At 41.1% G+C, this 22,757-nt stretch carries 24 protein-coding genes and 1 riboswitch; of the genes, 17 read left to right on the forward strand and 7 right to left on the reverse strand.

What is annotated here, in order from left to right; translation table 11 throughout:
* Positions 1–33: 33 nt before the first annotated feature.
* The 5 genes from ATG70_RS03005 (at position 34) to ATG70_RS03025 (ending at position 5,919) form a co-directional block, all read left to right on the forward strand.
* The gene (locus tag ATG70_RS03005; RefSeq protein ID WP_098442892.1) at positions 34–285 is read left to right on the forward strand and encodes a hypothetical protein; all 252 of its coding nucleotides are present in this window, start codon (positions 34–36) and stop codon (positions 283–285) included.
* Positions 282–647, forward strand: a complete 366-nt coding sequence (locus tag ATG70_RS03010) for a hypothetical protein (RefSeq protein ID WP_098442893.1) — start codon at positions 282–284, stop codon at positions 645–647. The genes ATG70_RS03005 and ATG70_RS03010 overlap by 4 nt, the downstream gene beginning before the upstream one ends.
* Positions 648–809: 162 nt before the next feature.
* Positions 810–921: riboswitch (SAM riboswitch) on the forward strand.
* Between the two features lie 158 nt (positions 922–1,079).
* On the forward strand, positions 1,080–2,891 hold the full coding sequence (locus ATG70_RS03015; RefSeq protein ID WP_098442894.1) for an assimilatory sulfite reductase (NADPH) flavoprotein subunit: 1,812 nt from the start codon (positions 1,080–1,082) through the stop codon (positions 2,889–2,891).
* A gap of 22 nt (positions 2,892–2,913) precedes the next feature.
* On the forward strand, positions 2,914–4,623 hold the full coding sequence (cysI, locus tag ATG70_RS03020) for an assimilatory sulfite reductase (NADPH) hemoprotein subunit (RefSeq protein WP_098442895.1): 1,710 nt from the start codon (positions 2,914–2,916) through the stop codon (positions 4,621–4,623).
* Between the two features lie 81 nt (positions 4,624–4,704).
* Positions 4,705–5,919 carry a threonine synthase gene (locus ATG70_RS03025; RefSeq protein WP_098442896.1) on the forward strand — a complete coding sequence of 405 codons (1,215 nt, stop codon included), beginning with the start codon at positions 4,705–4,707 and terminating at the stop codon, positions 5,917–5,919.
* 48 nt (positions 5,920–5,967) lie between these two features.
* Here the strand turns inward: ATG70_RS03025 and ATG70_RS03030 are convergent, their stop codons facing one another.
* Complete coding sequence (locus ATG70_RS03030; RefSeq protein WP_098442897.1) at positions 5,968–6,525, reverse strand: MEDS domain-containing protein; 558 nt, start codon at positions 6,523–6,525, stop codon at positions 5,968–5,970.
* 96 nt (positions 6,526–6,621) lie between these two features.
* On the opposite strand from ATG70_RS03030, the gene ATG70_RS03035 reads away from it, so the two are divergent.
* A complete protein-coding gene (locus tag ATG70_RS03035; RefSeq protein WP_098442898.1) occupies positions 6,622–7,167 on the forward strand; it encodes a hypothetical protein in 546 nt (181 codons plus the stop codon).
* Between the two features lie 50 nt (positions 7,168–7,217).
* On the opposite strand, the gene ATG70_RS03040 is transcribed toward ATG70_RS03035, so the two are convergent.
* Entirely contained in the window at positions 7,218–7,697 is a 480-nt protein-coding gene (locus ATG70_RS03040) for a site-2 protease family protein (protein ID WP_098442899.1), read from the reverse strand.
* 217 nt (positions 7,698–7,914) lie between these two features.
* Between ATG70_RS03040 and ATG70_RS03045 the strand changes: the two genes are divergently transcribed.
* Positions 7,915–8,340, forward strand: coding sequence for a DUF1801 domain-containing protein (locus ATG70_RS03045; protein ID WP_098442900.1), 426 nt, complete (start codon positions 7,915–7,917; stop codon positions 8,338–8,340).
* Positions 8,341–8,434: 94 nt separating this feature from the next.
* On the opposite strand, the gene ATG70_RS03050 is transcribed toward ATG70_RS03045, so the two are convergent.
* A complete protein-coding gene (locus ATG70_RS03050; RefSeq protein WP_098442901.1) occupies positions 8,435–9,685 on the reverse strand; it encodes a hypothetical protein in 1,251 nt (416 codons plus the stop codon).
* Between the two features lie 546 nt (positions 9,686–10,231).
* Between ATG70_RS03050 and ATG70_RS03055 the strand changes: the two genes are divergently transcribed.
* From ATG70_RS03055 to ATG70_RS03070, 4 genes are all read left to right on the forward strand, one after another.
* Entirely contained in the window at positions 10,232–10,465 is a 234-nt protein-coding gene (locus ATG70_RS03055; protein WP_098442902.1) for a group-specific protein, read from the forward strand.
* Between the two features lie 102 nt (positions 10,466–10,567).
* A complete protein-coding gene (locus tag ATG70_RS03060) occupies positions 10,568–11,800 on the forward strand; it encodes an alanyl-tRNA editing protein (protein WP_142329548.1) in 1,233 nt (410 codons plus the stop codon).
* A gap of 182 nt (positions 11,801–11,982) precedes the next feature.
* A complete protein-coding gene (locus tag ATG70_RS03065) occupies positions 11,983–12,306 on the forward strand; it encodes a PadR family transcriptional regulator (RefSeq protein ID WP_098442904.1) in 324 nt (107 codons plus the stop codon).
* A 4-nt stretch (positions 12,307–12,310) separates the two neighbouring features.
* Complete coding sequence (locus tag ATG70_RS03070) at positions 12,311–13,057, forward strand: DUF1129 family protein (RefSeq protein WP_098442905.1); 747 nt, start codon at positions 12,311–12,313, stop codon at positions 13,055–13,057.
* A gap of 29 nt (positions 13,058–13,086) precedes the next feature.
* Here ATG70_RS03070 and ATG70_RS03075 read toward each other — a convergent pair whose 3' ends face one another.
* Positions 13,087–14,052, reverse strand: coding sequence for a DMT family transporter (locus ATG70_RS03075; RefSeq protein WP_098442906.1), 966 nt, complete (start codon positions 14,050–14,052; stop codon positions 13,087–13,089).
* A gap of 106 nt (positions 14,053–14,158) precedes the next feature.
* Between ATG70_RS03075 and ATG70_RS03080 the strand changes: the two genes are divergently transcribed.
* Positions 14,159–14,749, forward strand: a complete 591-nt coding sequence (locus ATG70_RS03080) for a helix-turn-helix domain-containing protein (protein ID WP_098442907.1) — start codon at positions 14,159–14,161, stop codon at positions 14,747–14,749.
* Positions 14,750–14,784: 35 nt separating this feature from the next.
* Here the strand turns inward: ATG70_RS03080 and ATG70_RS03085 are convergent, their stop codons facing one another.
* Positions 14,785–16,236 carry a SulP family inorganic anion transporter gene (locus tag ATG70_RS03085; RefSeq protein ID WP_098442908.1) on the reverse strand — a complete coding sequence of 484 codons (1,452 nt, stop codon included), beginning with the start codon at positions 16,234–16,236 and terminating at the stop codon, positions 14,785–14,787.
* 356 nt (positions 16,237–16,592) lie between these two features.
* Here ATG70_RS03085 and ATG70_RS03090 point away from each other — a divergent pair, with 356 nt between their 5' ends.
* Complete coding sequence (locus tag ATG70_RS03090) at positions 16,593–16,790, forward strand: helix-turn-helix domain-containing protein (protein WP_098442909.1); 198 nt, start codon at positions 16,593–16,595, stop codon at positions 16,788–16,790.
* Between the two features lie 58 nt (positions 16,791–16,848).
* Here ATG70_RS03090 and ATG70_RS03095 read toward each other — a convergent pair whose 3' ends face one another.
* The gene (locus ATG70_RS03095) at positions 16,849–18,192 is read right to left on the reverse strand and encodes a sugar porter family MFS transporter (RefSeq protein WP_098442910.1); all 1,344 of its coding nucleotides are present in this window, start codon (positions 18,190–18,192) and stop codon (positions 16,849–16,851) included.
* Positions 18,193–18,384: 192 nt separating this feature from the next.
* Between ATG70_RS03095 and ATG70_RS03100 the strand changes: the two genes are divergently transcribed.
* From ATG70_RS03100 to ATG70_RS22305, 3 genes are all read left to right on the forward strand, one after another.
* Positions 18,385–19,005: a TetR/AcrR family transcriptional regulator gene (locus ATG70_RS03100; protein WP_098442911.1), complete on the forward strand. Its 621-nt coding sequence runs from the start codon at positions 18,385–18,387 to the stop codon at positions 19,003–19,005.
* A gap of 40 nt (positions 19,006–19,045) precedes the next feature.
* Positions 19,046–20,485: a DHA2 family efflux MFS transporter permease subunit gene (locus ATG70_RS03105; RefSeq protein ID WP_098442912.1), complete on the forward strand. Its 1,440-nt coding sequence runs from the start codon at positions 19,046–19,048 to the stop codon at positions 20,483–20,485.
* Positions 20,486–20,665: 180 nt separating this feature from the next.
* Entirely contained in the window at positions 20,666–20,830 is a 165-nt protein-coding gene (locus ATG70_RS22305) for a hypothetical protein (RefSeq protein WP_179886165.1), read from the forward strand.
* A gap of 42 nt (positions 20,831–20,872) precedes the next feature.
* Here ATG70_RS22305 and ATG70_RS03110 read toward each other — a convergent pair whose 3' ends face one another.
* The gene (locus ATG70_RS03110) at positions 20,873–21,676 is read right to left on the reverse strand and encodes a MerR family transcriptional regulator (RefSeq protein WP_098442913.1); all 804 of its coding nucleotides are present in this window, start codon (positions 21,674–21,676) and stop codon (positions 20,873–20,875) included.
* Positions 21,677–21,836: 160 nt separating this feature from the next.
* Between ATG70_RS03110 and ATG70_RS03115 the strand changes: the two genes are divergently transcribed.
* Complete coding sequence (locus ATG70_RS03115; protein WP_257147598.1) at positions 21,837–22,742, forward strand: alpha/beta fold hydrolase; 906 nt, start codon at positions 21,837–21,839, stop codon at positions 22,740–22,742.
* Positions 22,743–22,757 lie beyond the last annotated feature (15 nt).

The raw sequence follows: 22,757 nt of genomic DNA on the forward strand, positions 1-22,757 counted from the left end.
TGGGTTAGAGGAAGTGTCATTAAAGGAGGCAGTATGAAAAGTTTTAAAAAGCTGATCTATGGATGGTTTTATATCGTGAGCCCGCTTTTATATGTGATAGGCAGCGTATTATGGAAAGTTTATCTCTCAAATCTTCCGCTCTCAGAAAGTGTAACGGACACGCTTTCTATTCTCGGAATCTACTATTTCTTCATGAGTATTTTCTGGTTTTTCACTATGAACCGGGTGGAACAGGTGTCTCAAGAGATGACACATGATCAGCAACAAAAAGAGGGCTCAACTTGAAAGATTTCAACTTGCTTACATATAAAGAAGTCACAATCCGATATGCGGTGCTGACGATTTTGCTGTCGCTTACAATCTTTGTGGTACCGTACTATTTACCGATATGGACTTATCTTGTTTGTATGGTTATTGCCATCACTAGCGTTGGGAGAACCCTTGTGAAATGGCTGCGTGGTGAGGTGAGAAAAACGTCTCTTAAGGGAGAGGTCATACGAACCTGTACAGTTTCTTTTATGGCTATTCTCTTACTAGTAACCCCGCTTCCTTATTCGATTGGGGTAAAACTGGGGATTGTTATCTTTCTATTGATTGTGAATATGTTTGAAATTATGAAGTTAAAAAATAAGCATCAACGTTCATGAAAATAGACCTAAATCATTTGACTCATTTTTCTTAATGAATGTTTGCGATCATCACGTTTCATTTAATTGAATGGTGATAATTTTCTAATAATACATTGACATTTTGTTAAACAAAAGATATTATTTGAAACAATCATTGTTATCAAAACTTTATAGCAACATTTCTTATCAAGAGAGGTGGAGGGACTGGCCCTTTGAAGCCTCGGCAACCGATGAGTTGAATAATCAACTCATACTGTGCCAAATCCAGCAGGTGTATCCTGAAAGATAAGAAGATTGGCATCGTTCTCACAAACCTTTCTTCTTATGCTTAAAGAAGAGAGGTTTTTTATGTGTATCTTAGAAGAGAGGAGCATGCTTCGTATTCATACGGTTTTAAATCCGGGTAAACAACTTGTATTACATTGAATTAACTATGCGAGGTGGATTGTATTGCATTTACAGGTTATGAATAGTCCTTTTGATCAAGAACAAACGGAACTTTTAAATCGTCTATTACCAACACTAAATGAAACGCAGAAAATTTGGCTGAGCGGGTATCTTTCTGTTCCGGGAGTGGCAGAAACAGCGGCAACAACTGAAGCTCCCTCAGCTGAAGAAGCGTTCTCAAAGAATGAACCAAAAACGCGTGAAATTACGATTCTCTATGGCTCTCATACGGGAAATGGTCAGTCTCTAGCAGAATCTTTTTTTGAGCGGCTTGATCACGAAAAGTACAACGTTACGCTCTCATCCCTCGATGATTTTAAACCAAAGTCACTTAAGAAAGTAGAAGACCTTTTATTGATTACAAGCACGCATGGAGATGGAGATCCTCCTGATAATGCGCTAAGCTTTTACGACTTTATCCAAAGTAAGCGAGCTCCTGAATTAGGAGAAATTAGATTTTCTGTCCTATCACTTGGAGATAGCTCGTATGAATTTTTCTGTCAAACTGGGAAAGATTTTGATAGACGTCTGGAAGAATTAGGAGCTACTAGAATTTATCCTCGTGTCGATTGTGATTTGGATTTTGAAGAACCTGCGGAAGAATGGTTTGAAGGTGTCATGAGTCTGCTGTCTGATGCCCCGTCCAAGAGTGAAGCGTCACCTTCTAAGGAAGCTAGTGAAACGAATCTTTCGTACTCAAGAACGAATCCGTTTAAAGCAGAGATCTTAGAAAATATTAATTTAAACGGACGAGGATCGAATAAAGAAACGCGTCATCTTGAGCTTGATCTTGAAGGATCCAATCTCGTATACGAACCAGGCGACAGTCTGGGGATTTATCCAGAAAATGATACCACGCTTGTGCTTCAACTGATTGAAGAAATGAGTTGGGACCGAGACAGCCATGTGGTCATAAACAAGCAGGGAGACGTGCAGTCTCTTCAGGAAGCTTTGACGAAGACGTATGAGATTACAAGTCTAACAAAACCATTGCTTAAGAAGATTGCGGAGCTTACGGAGAGCGCAGAGCTTCTCCGCATGGTGAATGCCGAGGGAGAAGAGCTTAAGACCTACATTTACGGAAGAGATCTTATTGATTTGGTGAAAGATTACGGACCGTGGGAAATCGCTGCAGAGGATTTTGTGAAGATACTGCGTAAAATACCAGTCCGTCTTTACTCTATTGCAAGCAGTCCGAAAGCGAGCGAAGACGAAGTTCATCTTACAATTGGGGCGCTACGATATGACGCACACGGTCGCGCTCGCACTGGCGTCTGTTCGGGACAGTGCGCTGAACGGTCACAGCCAGGTGATCAACTTCCAGTCTTTGTACAGCGGAACGAGAATTTTAGACTGCCAAACAATCCCGATACACCTGTCATCATGATCGGGGCAGGTACGGGAGTGGCGCCGTATCGTGCATTTTTACAGGAACGAGAAGAAATTGGCGCAGGTGGCGATACGTGGTTGTTCTTTGGTGAACAGCATTTTGTCACCGACTTTCTTTACCAGGTTGAATGGCAAAAGTGGTTAAAAGATGGTGTGCTGACTCGCATGGATGTCGCTTTTTCTCGTGATACGGATGAAAAAGTGTATGTTCAACACCGCATGCGCGAGCAAAGTAAAGAACTATACGAGTGGATCCAAAAGGGAGCACACATATACGTATGTGGTGATGAGAAATATATGGCAAAAGATGTTCATATTGCCCTCGTTAACATACTTGAGAAGCAGGGTGGATTGAGCGAATCTGAAGCTGAAGCCTACTTATCGGATCTCCGTAACGAGAAACGCTACCAGCGAGATGTGTACTAACCGTGATGGAAGGAGTTTGATTATGACGAATAAACCGGTAACGAAAGATGGAAAACCGAGTGAAATGGAAAAAATCAAAGATGAAAGCCGCTATTTACGGGGTTCTCTTGTGGAAAGTTTTGCAGATCCGATTACAGCCTCCATTCCCGATGCGGATACAAAGTTATTAAAGTTCCATGGAAGTTATATGCAGGACGATCGCGATATTCGTCAGGAGCGGAAGCAGCAGAAACTTGAACCAGCTTATCAGTTTATGGTTCGCGTCCGGTTACCTGGGGGTGTTGCGACTCCGGAGCAGTGGTTAGTGATGGATGATCTGGCGAATGAATATGGAAACGGTACGTTAAAGCTTACGACGCGTCAAACATTTCAAATGCATGGGATTTTAAAATGGAATATGAAGAAGAGTATTCAGGCAATGGATTCTGTTCTGATGGATTCTCTTGCAGCCTGTGGTGACGTGAATCGAAACGTGATGTGTAACGCCAATCCGTATCAATCTGATATTCATGCAGAAGTGCACGGATGGGCACGAAAACTAAGCGACGACCTGTTACCGAGAACAAGAGCGTATCATGAAATTTGGTTAGATGAAGAGAAGGTGCTCGATCGTAAAGAAGAAGAGATTGAGCCAATGTATGGGCCTCATTACTTACCGAGAAAATTTAAGATTGGTGTTGCGGTTCCGCCATCAAACGATGTGGACATTTTCTCGCAAGATCTCGGCTTTATTGCAATTCTTGAAGATGGCAAGCTTCAAGGGTTCAATGTTGCCGTAGGCGGTGGAATGGGCATGACGCATGGCGACACAAGTACGTATCCTCAGTTGTCCAGAATCATTGGCTTTTGTTCACCTGAAAACATTGTTGATGTGGCCGAGAAGATCATTACGATTCAGCGTGATTATGGCAATCGTTCAGAGCGTAAGAACGCTCGCTTTAAATATACAATTGATCGAAGAGGACTTGACTGGGTTCGGAACGAATTGAATACTAGACTTGGCTATGAACTAGAAGAAGCTCGTTCTTACCACTTTGATCATAATGGCGATCGCTATGGATGGGTCAAAGGGGATGGCAAATGGCACTTAACGCTCTTTATCCAAAATGGGCGTATTGTTGATTTAGAAGATTATCAAATTATGACCGGACTATGTGAGATTGCGAAAGTTCATACAGGTGATTTTAGGTTAACACCGAATCAGAATCTTATTATTGCAAACGTAGCAGAAGAGAAGAAAGCGGAAATCGATCAACTAGTCGCTGCATACGGTCTGACAGACGGGAAACAGAATTCAGCCCTACGCCGTAATTCGATGGCCTGTGTTGCCTTCCCGACATGCGGTTTAGCAATGGCAGAAGCTGAGCGGTATTTGCCTTCTCTTATTGATAAAATCGAGGAGATTGTGGATGAAGCGGGTCTAAGAGAAGAAGAGATTGTGATTCGTATGTCAGGCTGTCCGAATAGCTGTTCACGTCCAACATTAGGCGAGATTGCTTTTATTGGAAAGGCACCTGGTAAGTACAACATGTATATGGGAGCCGGATTCGTTGGCGACCGATTAAGCAAGCTTTATAAAGAAAACATTGGTGAGGAAGAGATCCTTGCTTCTCTCAAACCGATCCTCTTTAACTATGCAAAAGAAAAAGAAGAGAATGAGCATTTCGGTGATTATGTGATCCGAGCGGGATATGTTGAAGAAGTGCGATCAGGACTTGATTTTCATAGTTAATGCTTTGACAGAAAGAAACCCAAAGATCACGGGTGTGAACTTTGGGTTTCACTGTTTTTTACAAAAAACGGAGGTGCAAGTATGACATATAGCATGGTTTCCCATTTAACTTGTCCAAAGTGCAAAGAAACATATGATGCCGATTCAATTCAACAGCTCTGTGTTTGTGGGTCGCCACTTCTCGTTGACTATAAGCTTGATGAAGTGAAAAAGCACGTTACAAAGGAAATGATCGCAGGACGGGAGCAGTCACTGTGGCGGTACCATGAGTTGCTTCCAGTAAAAGATGTAGCGAATAAAGTCAGTTTTGAAGAAGGAATGACGCCGATCTTGCCACTTCCTTCTCTTGGTAAGGAAATGGCGATTCCATATTTGTACATAAAAGATGAAGGCATGGTTCCAACTGGTTCATTTAAAGCGAGAGGTGCGGCGGTTGGGGTTTCAAAGGCAAAAGAGCTTGGTGTTCGGAACTTAGCGATGCCGACGAATGGTAATGCAGGAGCTGCCTGGTCGCTTTACGCTGCAAAGGCAGGATTAGAAGCTCATATTGTGATGCCAGTTGACGCTCCTGAAATTACGAGAAAAGAAGTTAGTATTTCTGGAGCCCATCTGCATCTTGTGAACGGTTTGATTAGTGACGCAGGGAAAATCGTAGGTGATCTCGTGAAAGAGCAGGGATTTTATGATGCTTCTACGCTTAAAGAACCTTATCGAATTGAAGGTAAAAAGACGATGGGGTATGAAATAGCGGAACAGCTGAATTGGGAACTTCCTGATGTGATTCTTTATCCGACAGGGGGAGGCGTTGGCCTGATCGGCATTTATAAAGCGCTTCTTGAGCTTCAGAAGCTTGGTTGGATCAAAGAAGAGAAGCTTCCGAGATTAGTTGCTGTTCAATCAGATGGGTGTGCTCCGATTGTGAAAGCGTTCGATGAAGGGAAAACAGAATCAGAGTTCTGGGAGAATTCAACCACACATGCGTTTGGGATTAATGTCCCAAAAGCCATTGGTGATTTTCTTGTTCTGGACGCGATCTACCAAACGAATGGTTGTGCCATTTCCGTTTCTGAAGAAGAGATTCGTGAATCGCAAAGGGAAGTAGCGACTCTAGAAGGGCAATTTGTGTGTCCGGAAGGAGCCGCTACGTTTGCAGCAGCCAAAACACTCAAAGAACGCGGTTGGATAAAAGAAGAGGAACAGGTCGTTTGTTTGAATACGGGGCTCGGGATAAAATATCCGGATGCATTTGATGTAAATGCGAAAACGATGGAGCCTCATGAAAGAATTGGTTATTAACTAAATGGGCCCCACGCTTAGTATAATGATTAAGCGTGGGGCCCTCTATTAGCCAAGGTATTGTTTTGAAGTCATAAATTGATCATCCATTAATACATACGGATGAGTTTCCATTAAAATGGTAACAAGGTAATCAGGCATCCTTTCACCATCATAAGCACAGATGAGTGGAAAAGACAGGTCGTTAACAGCACTATCAACGATTTTTTCAAAGTCTCCGATCAGATGAAGGGGTTCTTCCATTGAAGCCCATTCAACGTGTGCCCACGAACGAAAGGACAGGCTGTTTTCGACATACGGAGCTACGGTCTTTGTGAAATAGTCATGAATGGCTGGGGGATGGTAGCTTCCACTTGAAAAGTAAAAATCAAAGCTATTTACTCGGTGAACATAGTTCAATTGTTGTTCGGTTAGCTTGGGTTGTAGTTCTTTTAAAATCATTGGGTAAAGACGGTCGTTTTCAATAAGAATCGTATACTCTTCGTTCGCTATTCCTTGTTCAATGAATTCGCAAACCTGCTCAAGGTAACGCTTAATCCCCTGATAGGCATAAAGCACATGAACGCACTTTTTCTCTATGAACAGTTGGTTCATTTGGCTTTTCAAGTGATCACTCCCCGAAAATCGTTTATGTATAGTTTACTACAACTGCCAGAAGATTAACATGAGGTTTGATTATTGTGGATAATGAGGGGGACATGTATGCATACAGAAATCAAAAAACATTTCAAACGATTAGAGACAGAAGATAAAACTGTTCAGTATGAAGCGTTTCTAGCGTTGTTAAAGGAAACAAAATCCGAAGTAACATGGGCTTATGAGGTATGGGATGAATTAGTGGAAGGGCTATCATCAACAAACAATCACACGCGCTCACGGTGTGCTCAACTGCTTTCACAGCTTGCGATAAGTGATCCCGAGAAGCGTATTCTTGTTGATTTCCCAAAATTATGGGCGGTCACAAAAGATCCGAAATTTGTAACGGCTAGGCATAGTCTTCAATCGATTTGGAGAGTTGGCTTAGCTGGAGAGGAACAGAAAGAAATGGTGATGGATCATCTTGCTGTTCGTTTTGAACAATGTTACCAAGAGAAGAACAGTACGTTGATTCGTTCGGACATCCTGCAAAGTCTTCGTTATTTATATGAAGAAGTAAAGGAACAAGAAATAAAAGAGCGTGCACTTCAGTTAATTGAGTTTGTTGATGATCCAAAATACCAAAAAAAGTACCGTGCTATATGGAAGTAAGCATATGCTAAAAAAGCCAGCTACCGCCTAATAGCAGAAGCTGGCTTTTCTTAATCAATTGGGTCAGCTGACTTTCCGTAGCGAAGCACATCAAATACAGCCATCCCGTCACTCGGTCTTCCATCATCATTGCGAAAAGGCATAAGAGAGAAGAAAATGAAGTAGATGGAGAAATATGTGAATTGATAGAAAAAGAGCGTAACAGGAATCGTATTTGACGTGATCAAATAGTTTATAATTAAAATAACGATTAAATTAAACAAACTACCGCTTAAATAAATGGCGATGTGTGCCCAGGTTTTATTATATTTCAACTCCTCGTACTGACACCAACCTTCCATAAAGTACTTTCTTCGAATTTCCAGTGGTCCTATATGAAAAAGCGTGCGTCCTGTACCGATACAAAATTTCACTTTGCCTCCAAACAGTCTGGCTACAAGCACGTGACCAGCCTCATGGACGAGTGTGACGATTGGTAGGATAACAAAGAAATTCACTAGAAACATTGGGATATCATTTAACGTAAACATTGTCTTACCTCCAAAAGGTGATGGGTATTCTATAAGAAAGACCGTTCCCGAATGAGAGGATTCCTAACGTTTTTTCCGTAAGTAACATGAAACGGTAATAAACGAAATCATCTCGATACATTTTTGGTTTAATGTGGTGAAATTCACATGATTAAAAAGGAAATCATGATGGAAGAGCGTAAAAGGAAAGAGAGACCTTACTAAGGAGGCTTCCTACATGTACGAATTAAAAACGAAAGAAACGGACAACAGTGTCATCGAATTTATTGAAAGTATCGACCATCCGAAAAAGCGAGAAGATGGGTACCGGTTGTTAGATCTATTTACTGAAACAACGGGGTATGAACCGAAAATGTGGGGACCTAGCATTATTGGTTTCGGTTCGTATCATTATAAATACGCGACGGGACATGAAGGTGATGCGCCACTCGTAGGATTTTCACCAAGGAAAGCAAAAATTAGCTTATATCTCGCTCAAGGTGAACCGGAACGCGAGAACGCACTTAAACGATTGGGTAAGCATAAGACAGGGAAGGCGTGCGTTTACGTGAACAAGTTAGACGATATTGATCTTGATGTTTTGAAAGAGATGATTCGACAGTCAGTTGATTACTTGAAAGAGTTATATCCTGAGCGTTCTTAAAGAACATTAAATCGTTCGTGCACATCATAATAACCCTCTAAAGAAAGAAAGCGGTCAGGCATTGATAGCCTGACCGCTTTAAATAGATAGAGAATCATTGAACGGTCATCGTTTGAAGCGCAACCGCTTTAATAGCGCCTTCTTTCGAATCGGACACAAAGGAGAGTTTATTTTCACCAGCATAATAAACATGAAGGTATTCAGAATCCAATTCGTTAAACACCACTTCGTCAGGCTCTCCGAATTGACAAACGACTTCAGCGTAAGGGACAGCTGGGCCCTCCGAAAGCGCATTGTATCTTAGATTACTTACTTTCTCATCGGCAGTTAAGTAAGAGTAGCTGTCATCATAAAAACCTGGGGTTCCTTCATAAAGTGCTTCATCAAACGTCATGGAAGGCTTCAGTTTTTTTAAGGCTTCTTCCGACATACCAAGAATAATTGACGCATCTTTTAAGTGGCCCTGTTCGGCAAACTGCAAAAGTTCAGAATGAAAAGGGGCCTTGTCACAAGAAGCGGTTTCGTTAGTGTTTGTAGGCTTTTCGTTTGAAAGAGCATATTCCCCGTTAAAACCGACAGCTGCATCATGATAATTTAAGCACGTATCCTCAATAAATGAAATCACATCATCTGATAGCACAAACGTTCCTGAACAGGCGGGATCTTCTGAATCCTCGAACGTTGCTTCATTACCGTTAATTGTGGCAGTACCTTTTAGTTCACCGACCTGATCGCCGTTACGAACATCGAAGGTGAACTCAAAAGATTCCTTTGTTACATTTGATAGCGTAAGGGTGCCTTGGTCAAAAGTTGGGTTGATATAAAGTGCTTCTTGCCAGTTCGCTTCTTCTGCTGTTGTTTTTTCTTCAGTTGGGGAAGAGGAGTTACCGACTTCGATTTTTGTATAAACACCTGTAAACGAAACCGGGTTTTCATTTAAGTTCTCACAAGCTTCGCTCGTATCGATCGTTAATCGATCTTCTTTCCAGCCGAAAGAAACTTTGCATTCTGCGTTTTCAGTGTGTGTAAAAGAGGCCATTTCTCCGTTAACCTGAGCGATCCCTGACAATTCACCAACGTTTTGACCATCGTAGGCTTGGAGCATAAACGTGAAGGAATCCGCTTTTGGATCGGTTATATCAAGTCCACCAAGAATTTCGCCATCTTTTTCCCATTTGTAGGTGCCTTCCTGAAAAAGAACTTCTGTTGCAGTCTCCGTCGAAGACTTGTCCACCGCTTCTTTTTCTGCTTCTACTTTTTCTGAGGAGTCTGAGGTGGTAAGGAAATTACAAGCCGACACAGTAAGTAACAAGACGAATAAAAACACCATACGGAGCGTTTTCATACGATTCCTCCCTATTAAAGTAAGTTGATGTCATTATTATACATAAGCTTCTCTGAAAGAAAGGGATATTGGTGTCGAGACATAAAAAAATCTCTTGTCTACTTTAAGCGAATACTTGTGTAAACTAGTTGGCCATTTCCGGGGAAATGAGTGGAAGAAGTCGAACGCTTTTCTTAAATGGATACGAGGAGGAAGATTGTGTTGAAAACCGGTTGGATCTTCTTAGGAAAGAATCTGTTATTCATATAAAGCAGGGATAAAAAAGTAGTGAACAGCTTAAAGACAAACGGACTTCAAAATCTAGCGAATGGTATGAAATATGATAAGCTAGTAAAACAATGGTGGAAAAGGAGTTGAGTAACTCTGGATTTTATTTCGAATAATGTCATATGGCTAGGCATTGGATGTATTGCCATAGCTTTGTTACTTGCGAAGTTTACAAAAAAGAAGTGAGATGTTTAGGAGTAATAGAATGAAGGGACAGACAATCATCTGTCCCCTATAATTCCAATAGTGCCCCTAAATAAAAAAAGGAGTGAAGAACATATGGGAAAATGTACAATCGATCACTCTCACAGAGATGTGATAACAAAGCTTGAGAATCAGTCACCGTATATGCCAGAAAATGTTGTGCAAGAAATCCATCGATTTTTACAGCAAACGATTAAGCAAGCAACGTTAAATGAACTTTTTCATCTTCTGAAAAAATATGATCTGTCCTCAGAGGAAGAAAAGGAAATGCGAAATGCTGAACTTCGAAAAATAGTGCTTTCAAACTAGTTGGAACAAGAACGAAGACAAGTTCTTCTTATTATTTATCTCATGACGCCGCTTATACAAAGAATAAGAACAATAGGCTTTGCCGTTATTTAAATACGAAAAATGCACAGAAAAATTTATAGAGAAAGAAGTTTTTTAATGACCACTAAATTATTCTATGAAGATCCATACATAACGAACTTTACTGCTCATAAATGGGAACAATTCACGGATGATGCCAATCGCTCCTACATTATTCTCGATCAAACGGCGTTTTACCCAACTGGTGGCGGTCAGCCGTATGATACTGGAACGCTAAATGGCGTGCAGGTTCACGACGTAGAAGAAGTGGAAGGCGAAGTACGTCACTATATTGATGGCACGCTGTACGGAGAGCAGGTTAAAGGAGAAATTAGCTGGACAAGACGCTTTGATCACATGCAGCAGCATGCAGGACAGCACATTCTTTCAGCAGCTTTTGAAGATCGGCTCGGGTTTTGCACAGTCAGCTTTCATCTTGGTCAGGAAATTTGCACGATTGATTTAGATGTTGCTCAACTGAGCGAAGAAGATGCCGCAGTAGCAGAAGCGTTTGCAAATGATGTCATCCAACAAAACCTGCCGATTGAAACGAAGTGGGTAAACGAAGAAGAATTGGCGAAGTATTCGCTTCGCAAGCAGCTCGCTGTTTCAGAAAATATCCGACTCGTGATGATTCCAAACGTTGATTATAGCGGTTGTGGTGGAACGCACCCTTCTTCGACTGGCCAGGTACGGGCCATTTCACTATTAAAAATCGAAAAGCAGAAAAAACAAACCCGCGTTCATTTTGTTTGTGGGCAACGTGTAACGAATGAACTGCGAACAAAACAAGCTGTTGTACAAGGGCTAACGAATGTATTGAGCGTTCCGGAATCCAAGCTTGTTGATGCAGCTGAACGCGTACTTCTTCAATCAAAAGAATATGAAAAAACAATTGATGAGTTAAATGAAAAGCTCTTTTCATTTGAGGCGAAAGAATTGTTACAATCAGCCGAAATGATCCATGATCAAAAAGTCGTTCAAATGATTTCGTCTCAATATGGCATGAAAGATTTACAAAAGTTAGCGAAAATGATCCTGAAGGAAGATTCAGAGGTTGTTGTCTTTTTCATTGGCGAAAGCGATCAGAAGCTTCAGATCGTGTGTGGTAGAGGAGAAAAAATCGATCAAGATATGAATCTTACCTTAAAAAAAGTACTCCCTTTCATTAATGGAAAGGGTGGAGGAAAGAAAGACTTTGCACAGGGTGGAGGAGACACCATTCGCTCGGCAGAAGAAGTGTTAATTGAACTAGTAAAGGCCACATTTCAATAATAAAGGAGCGCGCTGAGGTCTCAGTGCGCTTTTTTATAGTTGGAAATAAAATGAAAATAACCCTTGCCTTACAAGGTAGTGGTCGATATACTGTAAGCATACCTTGTTTTACAAGATAGTTTAACCATTCTTATAACTCTTGCATAACAAGTGTTGTGAGATTTAAGGAAAAGGTGAAGGACATGCAAACGACGCAAATGTTAAAAGGCATTATTGATGGCTGTATTTTATCAATCATTAATGAAGGAGAGGTTTATGGCTACGAGCTTGCCTCAAAGCTTGATTCGTACGGGTTTGAGTCGTTTAGTGAAGGAACGATTTATCCAATTCTCATTCGCTTACAGAAAGATCAGCTGATTCAATCTACTTTAAAAAAATCGACAGCTGGTCCAAAACGAAAGTATTATTTATTAACGGAAAAAGGAGTGGAAGAGTTAGCGGGTTTTCAAAAGCGATGGGATCATTTAAGTTCAACGGTGAATCAAATTTTACACAAGGGGGAGTAAAAAGATGACGAAAGAAAACGAGAAATTCATTCAAGAGATGCGCGTTTACCTGATTACGAAAGGAGTGGATGAAGAGGAAATTGATAGCTTTCTTATGGAAGCGGAAGATCATCTAACTGAAGGAGAGAAAGAGGGAAAGACAGCAGCTGATATGTTTGGGAAATCACCAAAAGCGTATGCGAAAGAGCTTATTGCTTCGATGGAGCAGTCGCCAAAGGACAATCGAAAGCTTATTGCGCGATTAATCGCTGGTGTATTTGGAATCTTTTTAGTTTCCCAGTTCATCGATGGAAATACTGCTTTCTCGTTAATTGAACTGATTGGCTATCCCTTTTCGACGGTTCTCTGGTTGATCGCACTAATCAGTGCGCTGCGGCTTAGTTCATTTCACAATGGTGTGAAAAGTTTTATGATTGTATATGGCATAACGATGATTCCGATACTTTTTACAGTAGGGGTAACGATTTTTCATATGGAGTACGGAACAGACATTTTATTTCTCAGTCAACCAGTTGTTTTTACAATAGGAGGCATCATTATTCTAGGTTTAATTGCGAACTTTACCTCTCTTATAGGAATCTTATCAAGCCTGGTATTAATGGCCATCCTTTTTGGAAGTCAGTTCCTTATTCGTCTGTTTCAGTTAGAAGGTTTCGGATGGGAAATAGGCGCCTATGCTGTTAGTGTGATTGGACTTCTTTTGATGATGAACTTTCAGAAGCAAGTACCGAAACCATTTATGAAAGGCTAGATTAAGTGACTCCGATGTTAAAAGAGGCTTTACTTAACTACCTCTACAGGTAATCGGGTCATCATGTTTACACGAAAACTATGCAAAATAATGCCAGTGATAATAAGCATCATACCGATCCATGCGATCGTATTTGGGAGTGGACTAGATAGAAAGACTCCCTCACCAGCGAGAACAAACAAGACTTGCGTTGATTGCGTCGCTTCAACGGAGGCAAGCTTCGATTGATTGCGTCTCACACGATCCGTTGCGATGAAGAATAGGGTTGTCGCGATAACTCCTGAACAGACGGCTACAATAAAGGATTGAATCACCTGTCCACTAGAAGGAAGACCAACGTTTGGAATGGCAAATAGACAGATCGCGATCCAAAAAGGCAGACTGGCAAACGTCATGCCAAATACACGCTGAAACGTATCCAGACGTCCGTCGCAAATCTCCATCATTTTTCGATTTCCAAGCGGATAGGCAAATGAGGCAAGTAGGACAGGAAGAATGCCAATGAAAACTTCATTCCATGAAAGATCGCTCGCTTTTTGCCATTGAATGAGAATAACGCCAGCGAGAATGATGGTGGATATGAGAAGCGCCTTCGTTTGGATTCGCTGGCGTTTTTTTATTGGACCAAGTGTCGCTTGTAGGGTTGAATAAAAGAGTGGTGCAACGAGAATACCGGCTACAATTGTGATTTGCCACGTGCCAGCAACAAGCCACCCTGCTCCATATGATGCTGCGTAGGTTAATGGCGCATAAAATAAGACAAATCCAACAAAACTCCAGCTGAACCATTGAATGGGGTGCTTCTTCATTTCAATAAGAACTTGTTTCATGTTCCGTCTAACGAGTACAATAATAAGAAGAAAAGGAACCATGAAGAGGAAGCGAAGGGAAGCGCTCCACATCCAGCTACCGCCTGCTAATTCCATTGATCGATTCAGTATAAATGTGACTGCGAAAAACATAGAGGCGAGAATGCCGAGCGCTATTTCCTTCATCCTTATCACTTCCTATAAGTGAATTATAATTAACTATTGATATATTATAATATACTAAACGAATAAGTGAAGAAGTACAAGAAAAAATTGTAGAGAGGACTATTTTGTGAGCGATCAAAAAGAAACCAATGCACAAAAGCTTGCTCAGCAAGTTGGCGCAACGTTAAGAAGTATTCGAAAAGAACGAGAAATGAGTTTGCAGGATCTTGCTGAAGTAACGGATGTTAGTAAACTGACGTTAGGGAAAATAGAAAGAGGAGAAGCGAATCCTTCTTTAACAGTCATATGGAAAATAGCGAATGGCCTTTCCATTCCGATCTCCAGTCTACTTGCAGAAAAAGAAGAAGTCGTTATTTCGAGAAAAAACGAAGGAAATAAGGTGTTGAGCTCAAATGAAGATTTGACACTCGAACCGATGTTTACGAACAGTGGCTATGGTTCTCTTGAAACACATCGTGCTTTTCTAAAACCAGGTGGTCAGTATTATGCAGAGGCGCACCAAGAGGGTGTGGTCGAATATGTGACTGTCATGGAAGGAAAGGCTACCGTTCAAGTTCTGGAGGAAACATATGAATTAAACATGTATGATTCAATTAAATTTAAGGCGGATCAGCGACATGGTTATCTCAATCCTAACCTCGATCCAGCCGTGCTTCATTTCGTCATGATCTATCCTAATGCTAAGCAACAACCATAGAAAAAAGCCACAGAACTGTGGCTTTTTTCTTCTCATTATTTATTATAAACGGCTAAACGATCAATGAGTTGTGAACTCTCTTGGTTCACACCGGTTACTTTCACATCGACCTCGTTTTGTCTGAATTTCATAATCACTTTATCAACAGCACCAACCCCTGAGTCATCCCAGACGTGAGCATCAGATAAGTCGATTTCGACAGCTTTGATGCCTTCTTCTTTGTAATCAAAGCTATTCACAAAGTCAGTAACAGATGCGAAGAAAAGCTGACCATGAATGTGATAAATCTTTTTCTCAGTAATTTCGTCAATTTTCTCTTCAACACGTACTTTAGAGATTTTAGAAGCAAAGAATAGGGCACTTAGAATAACCCCAGCAAGAACACCTTTTGATAGATCATGTGTTGTGACAACTGTAATAACCGTAACAACCATCACGGCTGCGTCTGAACGCGGCATTTTATGAAGGTTTTTCAGTGAGCCCCAATCAAATGTACCGATTGAAACCATGATCATAACGCCGACAAGGGCTGCCATTGGTATTTTAACGAGTAGATCGTTTAATACTAAAATTAAAATCATTAAGAAAACACCAGCGACGAATGTCGATAAGCGTCCTCGTCCACCTGATTTCACGTTAATAACTGATTGTCCGATCATCGCACAACCAGCCATTCCGCCGAAAAATCCTGCAACTACGTTTGCCATACCCTGACCCTTTGCTTCTTTGTTCTTATTGCTATCCGTGTCTGTTAGATCATCCACGATTTGTGCAGTTAAGAACGTTTCAAGCAAACCAACAACAGCTAAAGCCATTGAATAAGGAAAGATAATCGCAAGCGTTTCAAAGTTCAGTGGGATACTTGGGATCAAAAATAACGGTAATGCTTGCGTTAATTCGCCCATATCGCCAACTGTTCGTACGCCACTGTTTAGTGAAATAGCTACGATTGTGATGACAACGATCGCGATAAGTGGTGACGGAACAGCTTTTGTGAAGCGTGGGACAATATAAATAATCGCAAGAGCACCTGCTACCATTAGATACATTGGCCAAGATTCACCAACAAAGTGTGGAAGCTGTGAAGTGAAAATTAAGATAGCCAGTGAGTTAACAAATCCAATCATGACAGAGCGTGGGACAAACTTCATAAAGCGAGCAAGTTTAAATACGCCAAGGAAGAATTGGATTACCCCTGTTAAGATTGTTGCTGCAAGTAAATATTGTAGCCCGTGATCGGCGACTAGCGTTACCATCAGTAGCGCCATTGCTCCTGTTGCTGCAGAAATCATTCCTGGTCTACCGCCAACGAATGAAATCACTACGGCGATACAAAAGCTTGCGTATAGTCCAACCATTGGATCGACTCCAGCGATGATGGAAAAGGCAATCGCTTCTGGGATTAAGGCAAGTGCGACAACGATGCCTGCTAGGGTATCATTTTTCACATTGCCAAACCAATCTTGTTTAATAGAAGATAAGTTCAATGTTGCACCTCTTTCTAAATCTAGTATTGTGATGACTCCTAACTCTCATAGAAGTCGGGTCCGTTTACAACAAGATGAAGTTTAGCACAGAATCTATGAAAATGGAAATAGGTATGTAAGCGAGAATCATAGGTGTTATTCTTGTTAATTCTCCTATATACGCTTATTTACACATTAACTTGATTTTGATAATTTACTACTAGCACGATAAAAACGAGTGATTGAAGTTCTTTTTAATCTAAATGAACCTAATTTGATATAACCTGTTATAATGAGTTATCGTATTGGTAGAGTTTTGGTCCATAGTCGAAAGAACTTTGTTAGAATAGGGTGATAGATTGATAAGGAGCGATAACATGAGTCAGGATAATGAGCATCATGATATTATGACAATCTCTCAAGTGGCGAAATATTTTCAAATTAGTGAGATGACCACATATAAATTAGTTCAGGATGGTAAAATTCCGGCTTTTAAAATTGGTAGTCACTGGCGTATTCAAAAGTCTGATCTTACTGAATTAATTAAGAAGCTTAAGAACGGTGAGCGGATTTAGACGCGCTAAACGAAGAAAGCCCGATGATCCAAACGGATCATCGGGCTTTCTTCATTACTTATGAAGCAGAAGCTTCTCCTCTAAGCTCATTTTCAATGTCTTCAAGACTTCGTCCTTTTGTTTCTGGTACATATTTCATGACAAATAAGAAGGCAAATACGCCGATTACTGCAAAGATCACAAATACCCATGCTGTTCCGAGCGCACCAAGTAAAACAGGGAAAAACAATGAAACAATTAGGTTTGATGCCGATAACAGGAGTGTTGTAAATCCTGTCGCTGCGCCACGTGCTTTATTCGGGAAGAGTTCTGGTAGCATAACCCAAACAACCGGACCCCAAGTGGCGGAGAAAAAGACGATAAAGAGACCGAGAAAGACAACGGTTAACCAGGCAATTGTCGTGGTCAATTCTGCCGTAAAGAGAATCGTAGCAAGAACGGCTAAGCTTAACGACATGCCAACATTGCCGAGGAGTAACAGTTTTTTTCGACCGAGTTTATCAATCGTAGCGATCGCAACAAGCGTCATTAAGACATTTACGATTCCGATCCCAAGCGTGCCAAGAATGGAAGCTGAATCACCGAGACCAGCTTTCGTGAAAATGGTCGGTGCATAGTAGATCACCGCATTAATACCAATTAACTGCTGAAAGATGGCGATCCCACTTCCAACGAGAAGCATCGGTCGAATCCATTTTGATTTAAGAACATCCCACGTGCTTTCTTCCACTTCTTCAATCTTCTTCATTTGCTTCATTTCTTCATCAATTTCATCTTGCTTTCGCGTTAAAGCCATGACGTTTCGCGCCTCATCTTCACGATTTCTTTTGATGAGCCAGCGCGGGCTTTCTGGCATAAAGAGAACGCCAATCATTAAGACGAGTGCTGGAACGGAAGCGAGTCCAAGCATCCAGCGCCACCCCTCAATTGGTGCAAATGCATAATTAATGAGGTAAGCAAGCACAATTCCTATCGTAATCATTAACTGATTAAGTGAAGCAAGTGCGCCCCTTGATCTTGTTGGCGCCATTTCTGATAAGTATACAGGTACTATGGCTGTGGATCCCCCGACAGCAAGTCCAAGAATAACGCGACCTATAATTAAAACGACAGCGTTCGGAGATAGCGCCAATACGAGTGAACCGATTAAATAAATGAGTGCGATTGCAAAAACAACCCGTCTTCGCCCAAAACGGTCTGAGACATATCCGCTCATGCCAGCCCCTACGATCGCACCACCTAATAGCGAGCTAACGACAACCCCTTGTAGAAAATCGGATAAAGGGATGTCTTGTTCAATAAATAATAACGCGCCGGATATGACACCGGTATCATATCCATACAATAATCCCCCGAGAGCCCCGAAGAAAAAAATCCAACCTTTGCTTATGTTTCTTTTCATAGAAGTACCCACCTTTTTCAAAACTTCTTTCTTCCAAATAACTTCCACTTTTTTGTTGGAAGCAAACATGTCATTTGAAAACGAATGTGTTCAGAAAAGGAAAGCTCTATTCTTGACTTGTGACACGGTGTCACATATAGTTGGGGAGGTGATATGACACCGTGTCATAATTTTGTTGGTAGGTGATTTAATGTGCCAAAAGCAACGTTCTATAATTTAAAAGAAGAAAAGCGACAAATCTTAATTGATGCTGCGAAACAGGAATTTTCAAGAGTTTCTCTTTACGAAGCATCTATATCCAATATCTTAAAAACAGCTGGCATTCCAAGGGGAAGTTTTTACCAATACTTCGAGGATAAAGAAGATGCGTTTTTTTATTTATTAAATGAACATGCAAAAGAACGTCACGAATGCTTGGTTTCAAACTTAAAAAAGTTTGAAGGAGATTTGTTTAAAGCGATTAGTGAAATTTTTAGGTCAACACTTGAGCATTCTGAGGATAAAGGGCAAAGGGATTTTATACGAAACGTATTACTTAACATGAACTACAAAATTGAAAACACGTTTTCACAATATTTATCAGAAGACGTTGCTAATGAGCGGTATGATGATATTTATGATCTTGTTAATGCCGAACAGCTAAATGTATCAAACCGAAAAGAAATGTTTCATGTGATGCAAATTCTAACCGCAGTTACCTTTCATAATTTGATTCAAAGTGTTTCGAACAACTTATCGGTCTCAGCTGCAATGAAGAAATATGAGACGGAGCTTAAACTATTGCAATCGGGTCTTATGCGATCGTCTTCTTAACTAACATCAAGAAAACAAACAGTGAGAAAGAAGGGAGAACATGAACGACAATCAACAATCAGGAGAAGGGATTGGCTCCTTTAACAAAGTGCCGCTTTTGATCGTCCTTTTATCCGGAGCTTTTGCAGCCATTTTAAACCAAACGCTTCTTGCAACAGCTCTGCCTCATATTATGGTCGATCTCGATCTTGAGGCAAGTACAGCTCAGTGGTTAACGTCGATCTTTATGCTCGTCAATGGCGTGATGATTCCGATTACGGCATTTCTAATAGGGAAGTTCACCACAAGAACACTCTTTTTAACCGCGATGGGATTATTTGCAGTCGGAACGGCGATTTGTGCAGTGGCACCGAATTTTCCCCTCCTCATGGTCGGACGAATTATTCAGGCTTCTGGAGCGGGGATTATCATTCCCCTCATGCAAACGATTCTCTTTTTAATCTTTCCCGTGGAAAAACGCGGAACGGCAATGGGAATGTTTGGCCTTGTCATTTCATTTGCACCAGCAATCGGACCGACGTTATCCGGTTGGCTCGTTGAACAATATCCGTGGAGAAGTTTGTTTTATGTCATTCTTCCCATTGTGATTATTGATTTTATTATTGCTTATTTGATTTTGAAAAACGTGACAGAACAAACGAATCCGAAGCTTGATATTTTATCAATCGTCCTTTCATCATTGGGGTTCGGCGGTTTACTATACGGATTTAGTAGTGCAGGAACAAATGGATGGGCCAGTGAACAGGTCGTGATCTCGATGATCATTGGGGCGGTAACGCTATGTTGGTTCATTTTACGTCAGCTAAAATTAAAACAACCCGTGCTTCAATTTAGAGTGTTTCAATATAAGCTTTTCACATTAACAACAGTTTTGGGTATGGTTGTGTTTATCGCCATGATTGGGGCGGCAACTGTGCTTCCCTTGCTGATGCAAAATATGCTTGGTTTCACAGCGTTTGAATCAGGTTTAATGCTTTTACCTGGTGCTCTTATAATGGGCTTTATGAACCCTATTACTGGACGAATTTTTGATAAGTTTGGTGCCAAGTGGCTTGCCATTATTGGGCTGATCATCGTAACGGTGACGACATTTATGTTTACGAACTTAACCCCAGAAACAACGTTCACTTATCTTGCCATTGTGAATGCGGTAAGAATGTTCGGGGTTGCCATGGTTATGATGCCGGTGACAACAGCTGGACTTAATCAGCTTCCAGCTCATCTTATTCCACATGGCACAGCCATGAACAATACCATGCGTCAGGTGTCTGGTGCGGTTGGTACAGCACTTCTTGTAACCGTCATGTCTCAAGCGGCACAGCCATCGCGTGGTGTGGAAGGTCTTGTTCACGGGGTAAATGTCTCCTTTATCGTTGCGGGGATTTCTGCGATTATTGGGCTTGTGATGGCATTCTTTATCAGGCAGCCAAAAGCGGATAAAGAACCTGCTGAACGAACCAAAGTAGCGACTGAAAATTAACAGAGTGGATCATTAAGAGGATCTCTTTTCTAAAGAGTCGATATAGATCTTAAAAAGAAATAACCCTTCAAAAACTCTTTCTACACATAAGTAGGAAGAGTTTTTTTGTAAGAGCGGATGAAACGAATTTCCTACTCATTCGTAGAAAGAGATAACCTTGGTTAGAAGGAGCGGTATGTGATGAAAAAATCAAAGAATGAAAGCAAGATGGGAGTAGGAATGGGGATTGGAGTAGCGATTGGAGCAGGAGTAGGGGTTGCGCTTGATAACATTGCAGTAGGTATTGGTGTTGGTATCGCACTAGGAGTGGCTTATGGTTCAAGCAAAGATAAAAACAAGGATTAGCAACAAAGCCGCGTAACCTACTTTGAGGTTACACGGCTTGTTTTATTTGTTTCTGTCTACATACACAGTCATGGCATCTCTCATAAAAAGCGCGAGACCTTCTCCGTATTGGTCAATGTTTTTCGTGAAGCGCTCATCTTCGATATACATTTGACCAAGTCCTTGAAACGCCTCAAGCGTATAATGATAGCCTATATTGTTGTTTAGAAAGTCATACCACTCGTGAATGGCATTTTGTGCTTCTTCTGAAGCGGGTGAGCCGTGTCTTAACTTGGCAAGGTTTTGATAAATAGCATGAAAAGACTGCTCGAGTACATCTTTTTCAACCGAATTTAGGCTTTTTAATTTTTGTGAGGACTGATTAATCGCTTCATCCCCAAATTTTTTCCGAGCTTCCTGTTCGTACGGGTTTTGAGAAAAATCCAAGCCTTTAAATTTCTCTTGATCTGTCATAGTCCGTTCTCCTTTCACATTCTGAATCGTTTGGTCGATCGTTGCAATGATCGTTTCCAAACGCTCTTTCTTTTCGACAAGTCGTTCTTTTTGATAGTGCAATGCTTCAAGTTGATTGAAATCAGGCCGTCCTAAAATGTTTTTGATTTTCTTAAGTGGGAAATCAAGTGCCTTAAAGAACAAAATTTGCTGTAGCTTTTCAATATCATCGTTCGTATAAAGACGATAGCCGGTTTCTGATGTTGCAGGCGATAATAGGCCAATTTCGTCGTAGTAATGAAGGGTTCGAATGCTAATACCAGTTAAATTAGCAACTTCTTTCACGTGTTTCACAACAACATCTCCTCCTTTCCATGTTAACTTTAGAGGATTACGTAACGTAAGAGTCAACATAAAAGATAAACGTCTTTCGTCCTATTTTAAAGATTCCTCCTCGTACTCGATATCTTTCTAGCGGAAAAATGTTATTATTTAGGTGAATGTAGTGAATATTTAGAATAAACCGATCCACAATTTTCCCCTTTCGCTATAAGACAACTACAAGGAGGAGCATATGCAGGAAATGTCAATGGTTTTAAGAGATGGAAGAAGACTTGGCTATTGGGGTTATGGTGATGAAACAGGGACGCCAATCATGCTTTTTCATGGAACGCCAGGATCACGCATCTGGTTTTTAGAAGATGATGAACTGGCAAAAGCAATGGGCATTTACTTAATTTCAATTGATCGACCGGGATACGGACTTTCGACTTTTCAACATAACAGAACAATTCTCGACTGGGCTGTTGATGTGGAGGAGCTTGCATCCCATCTTGGTTTAAACCGTTTTTCTGTCCTCGGCGTTTCTGGAGGGGGACCGTTTGCTGCGGCGTGTGCGTTTGCTTTACCTGATCGTATTCATCATACCGCACTAGTTTCTTCAGCTACGCCTTTTCGAAAGGGGAAAGCGCCGAAGGGAATGGCAAAAGAAAACCGTATTGCCTTTTTTCTCACAAAGTACTTTCCATGGGTAATTAGGAAAGCCAACCTAGCTCAAAAGAAAATGATAGAGAAAAATCCAGCGAAATACAAGTCATCCATATTAACTGCCTCACACCGTCATCTCTCCGAGTGGGATCGCGAATTGCTAAAAGAAGAACCACTTGTGGAAACAAGCTACTATCATGCAAAAGAAGCTTATCGACAAGGTGTAGAAGGTGTGTTGTATGAAACGCAGCTTTTATCGAAGGAGTGGGGCTTTGAGATTAGTGAGATTCGAAGTCCACTTCGAATTTGGCATGGAGAAAAAGATACGCTCTCACCAGTGAGCGAAATTCGTAAGCTGGCAGCACAGAGTTCATCAACTGAAATTACTGTAATTGATGAAGCAGGTCATTTTTTAACTGAAAATGAAGATCTTTGGGCTGATATGTTAGGCTATTTAAAAGGTAGCAGTAATGGCGTTTACGTAAACGCTTAAACGATGGAGATGATG

The sequence above is a fragment of the Bacillus sp. es.036 genome (assembly GCF_002563635.1).
Lineage (GTDB): Bacteria > Bacillota > Bacilli > Bacillales > Guptibacillaceae > Guptibacillus.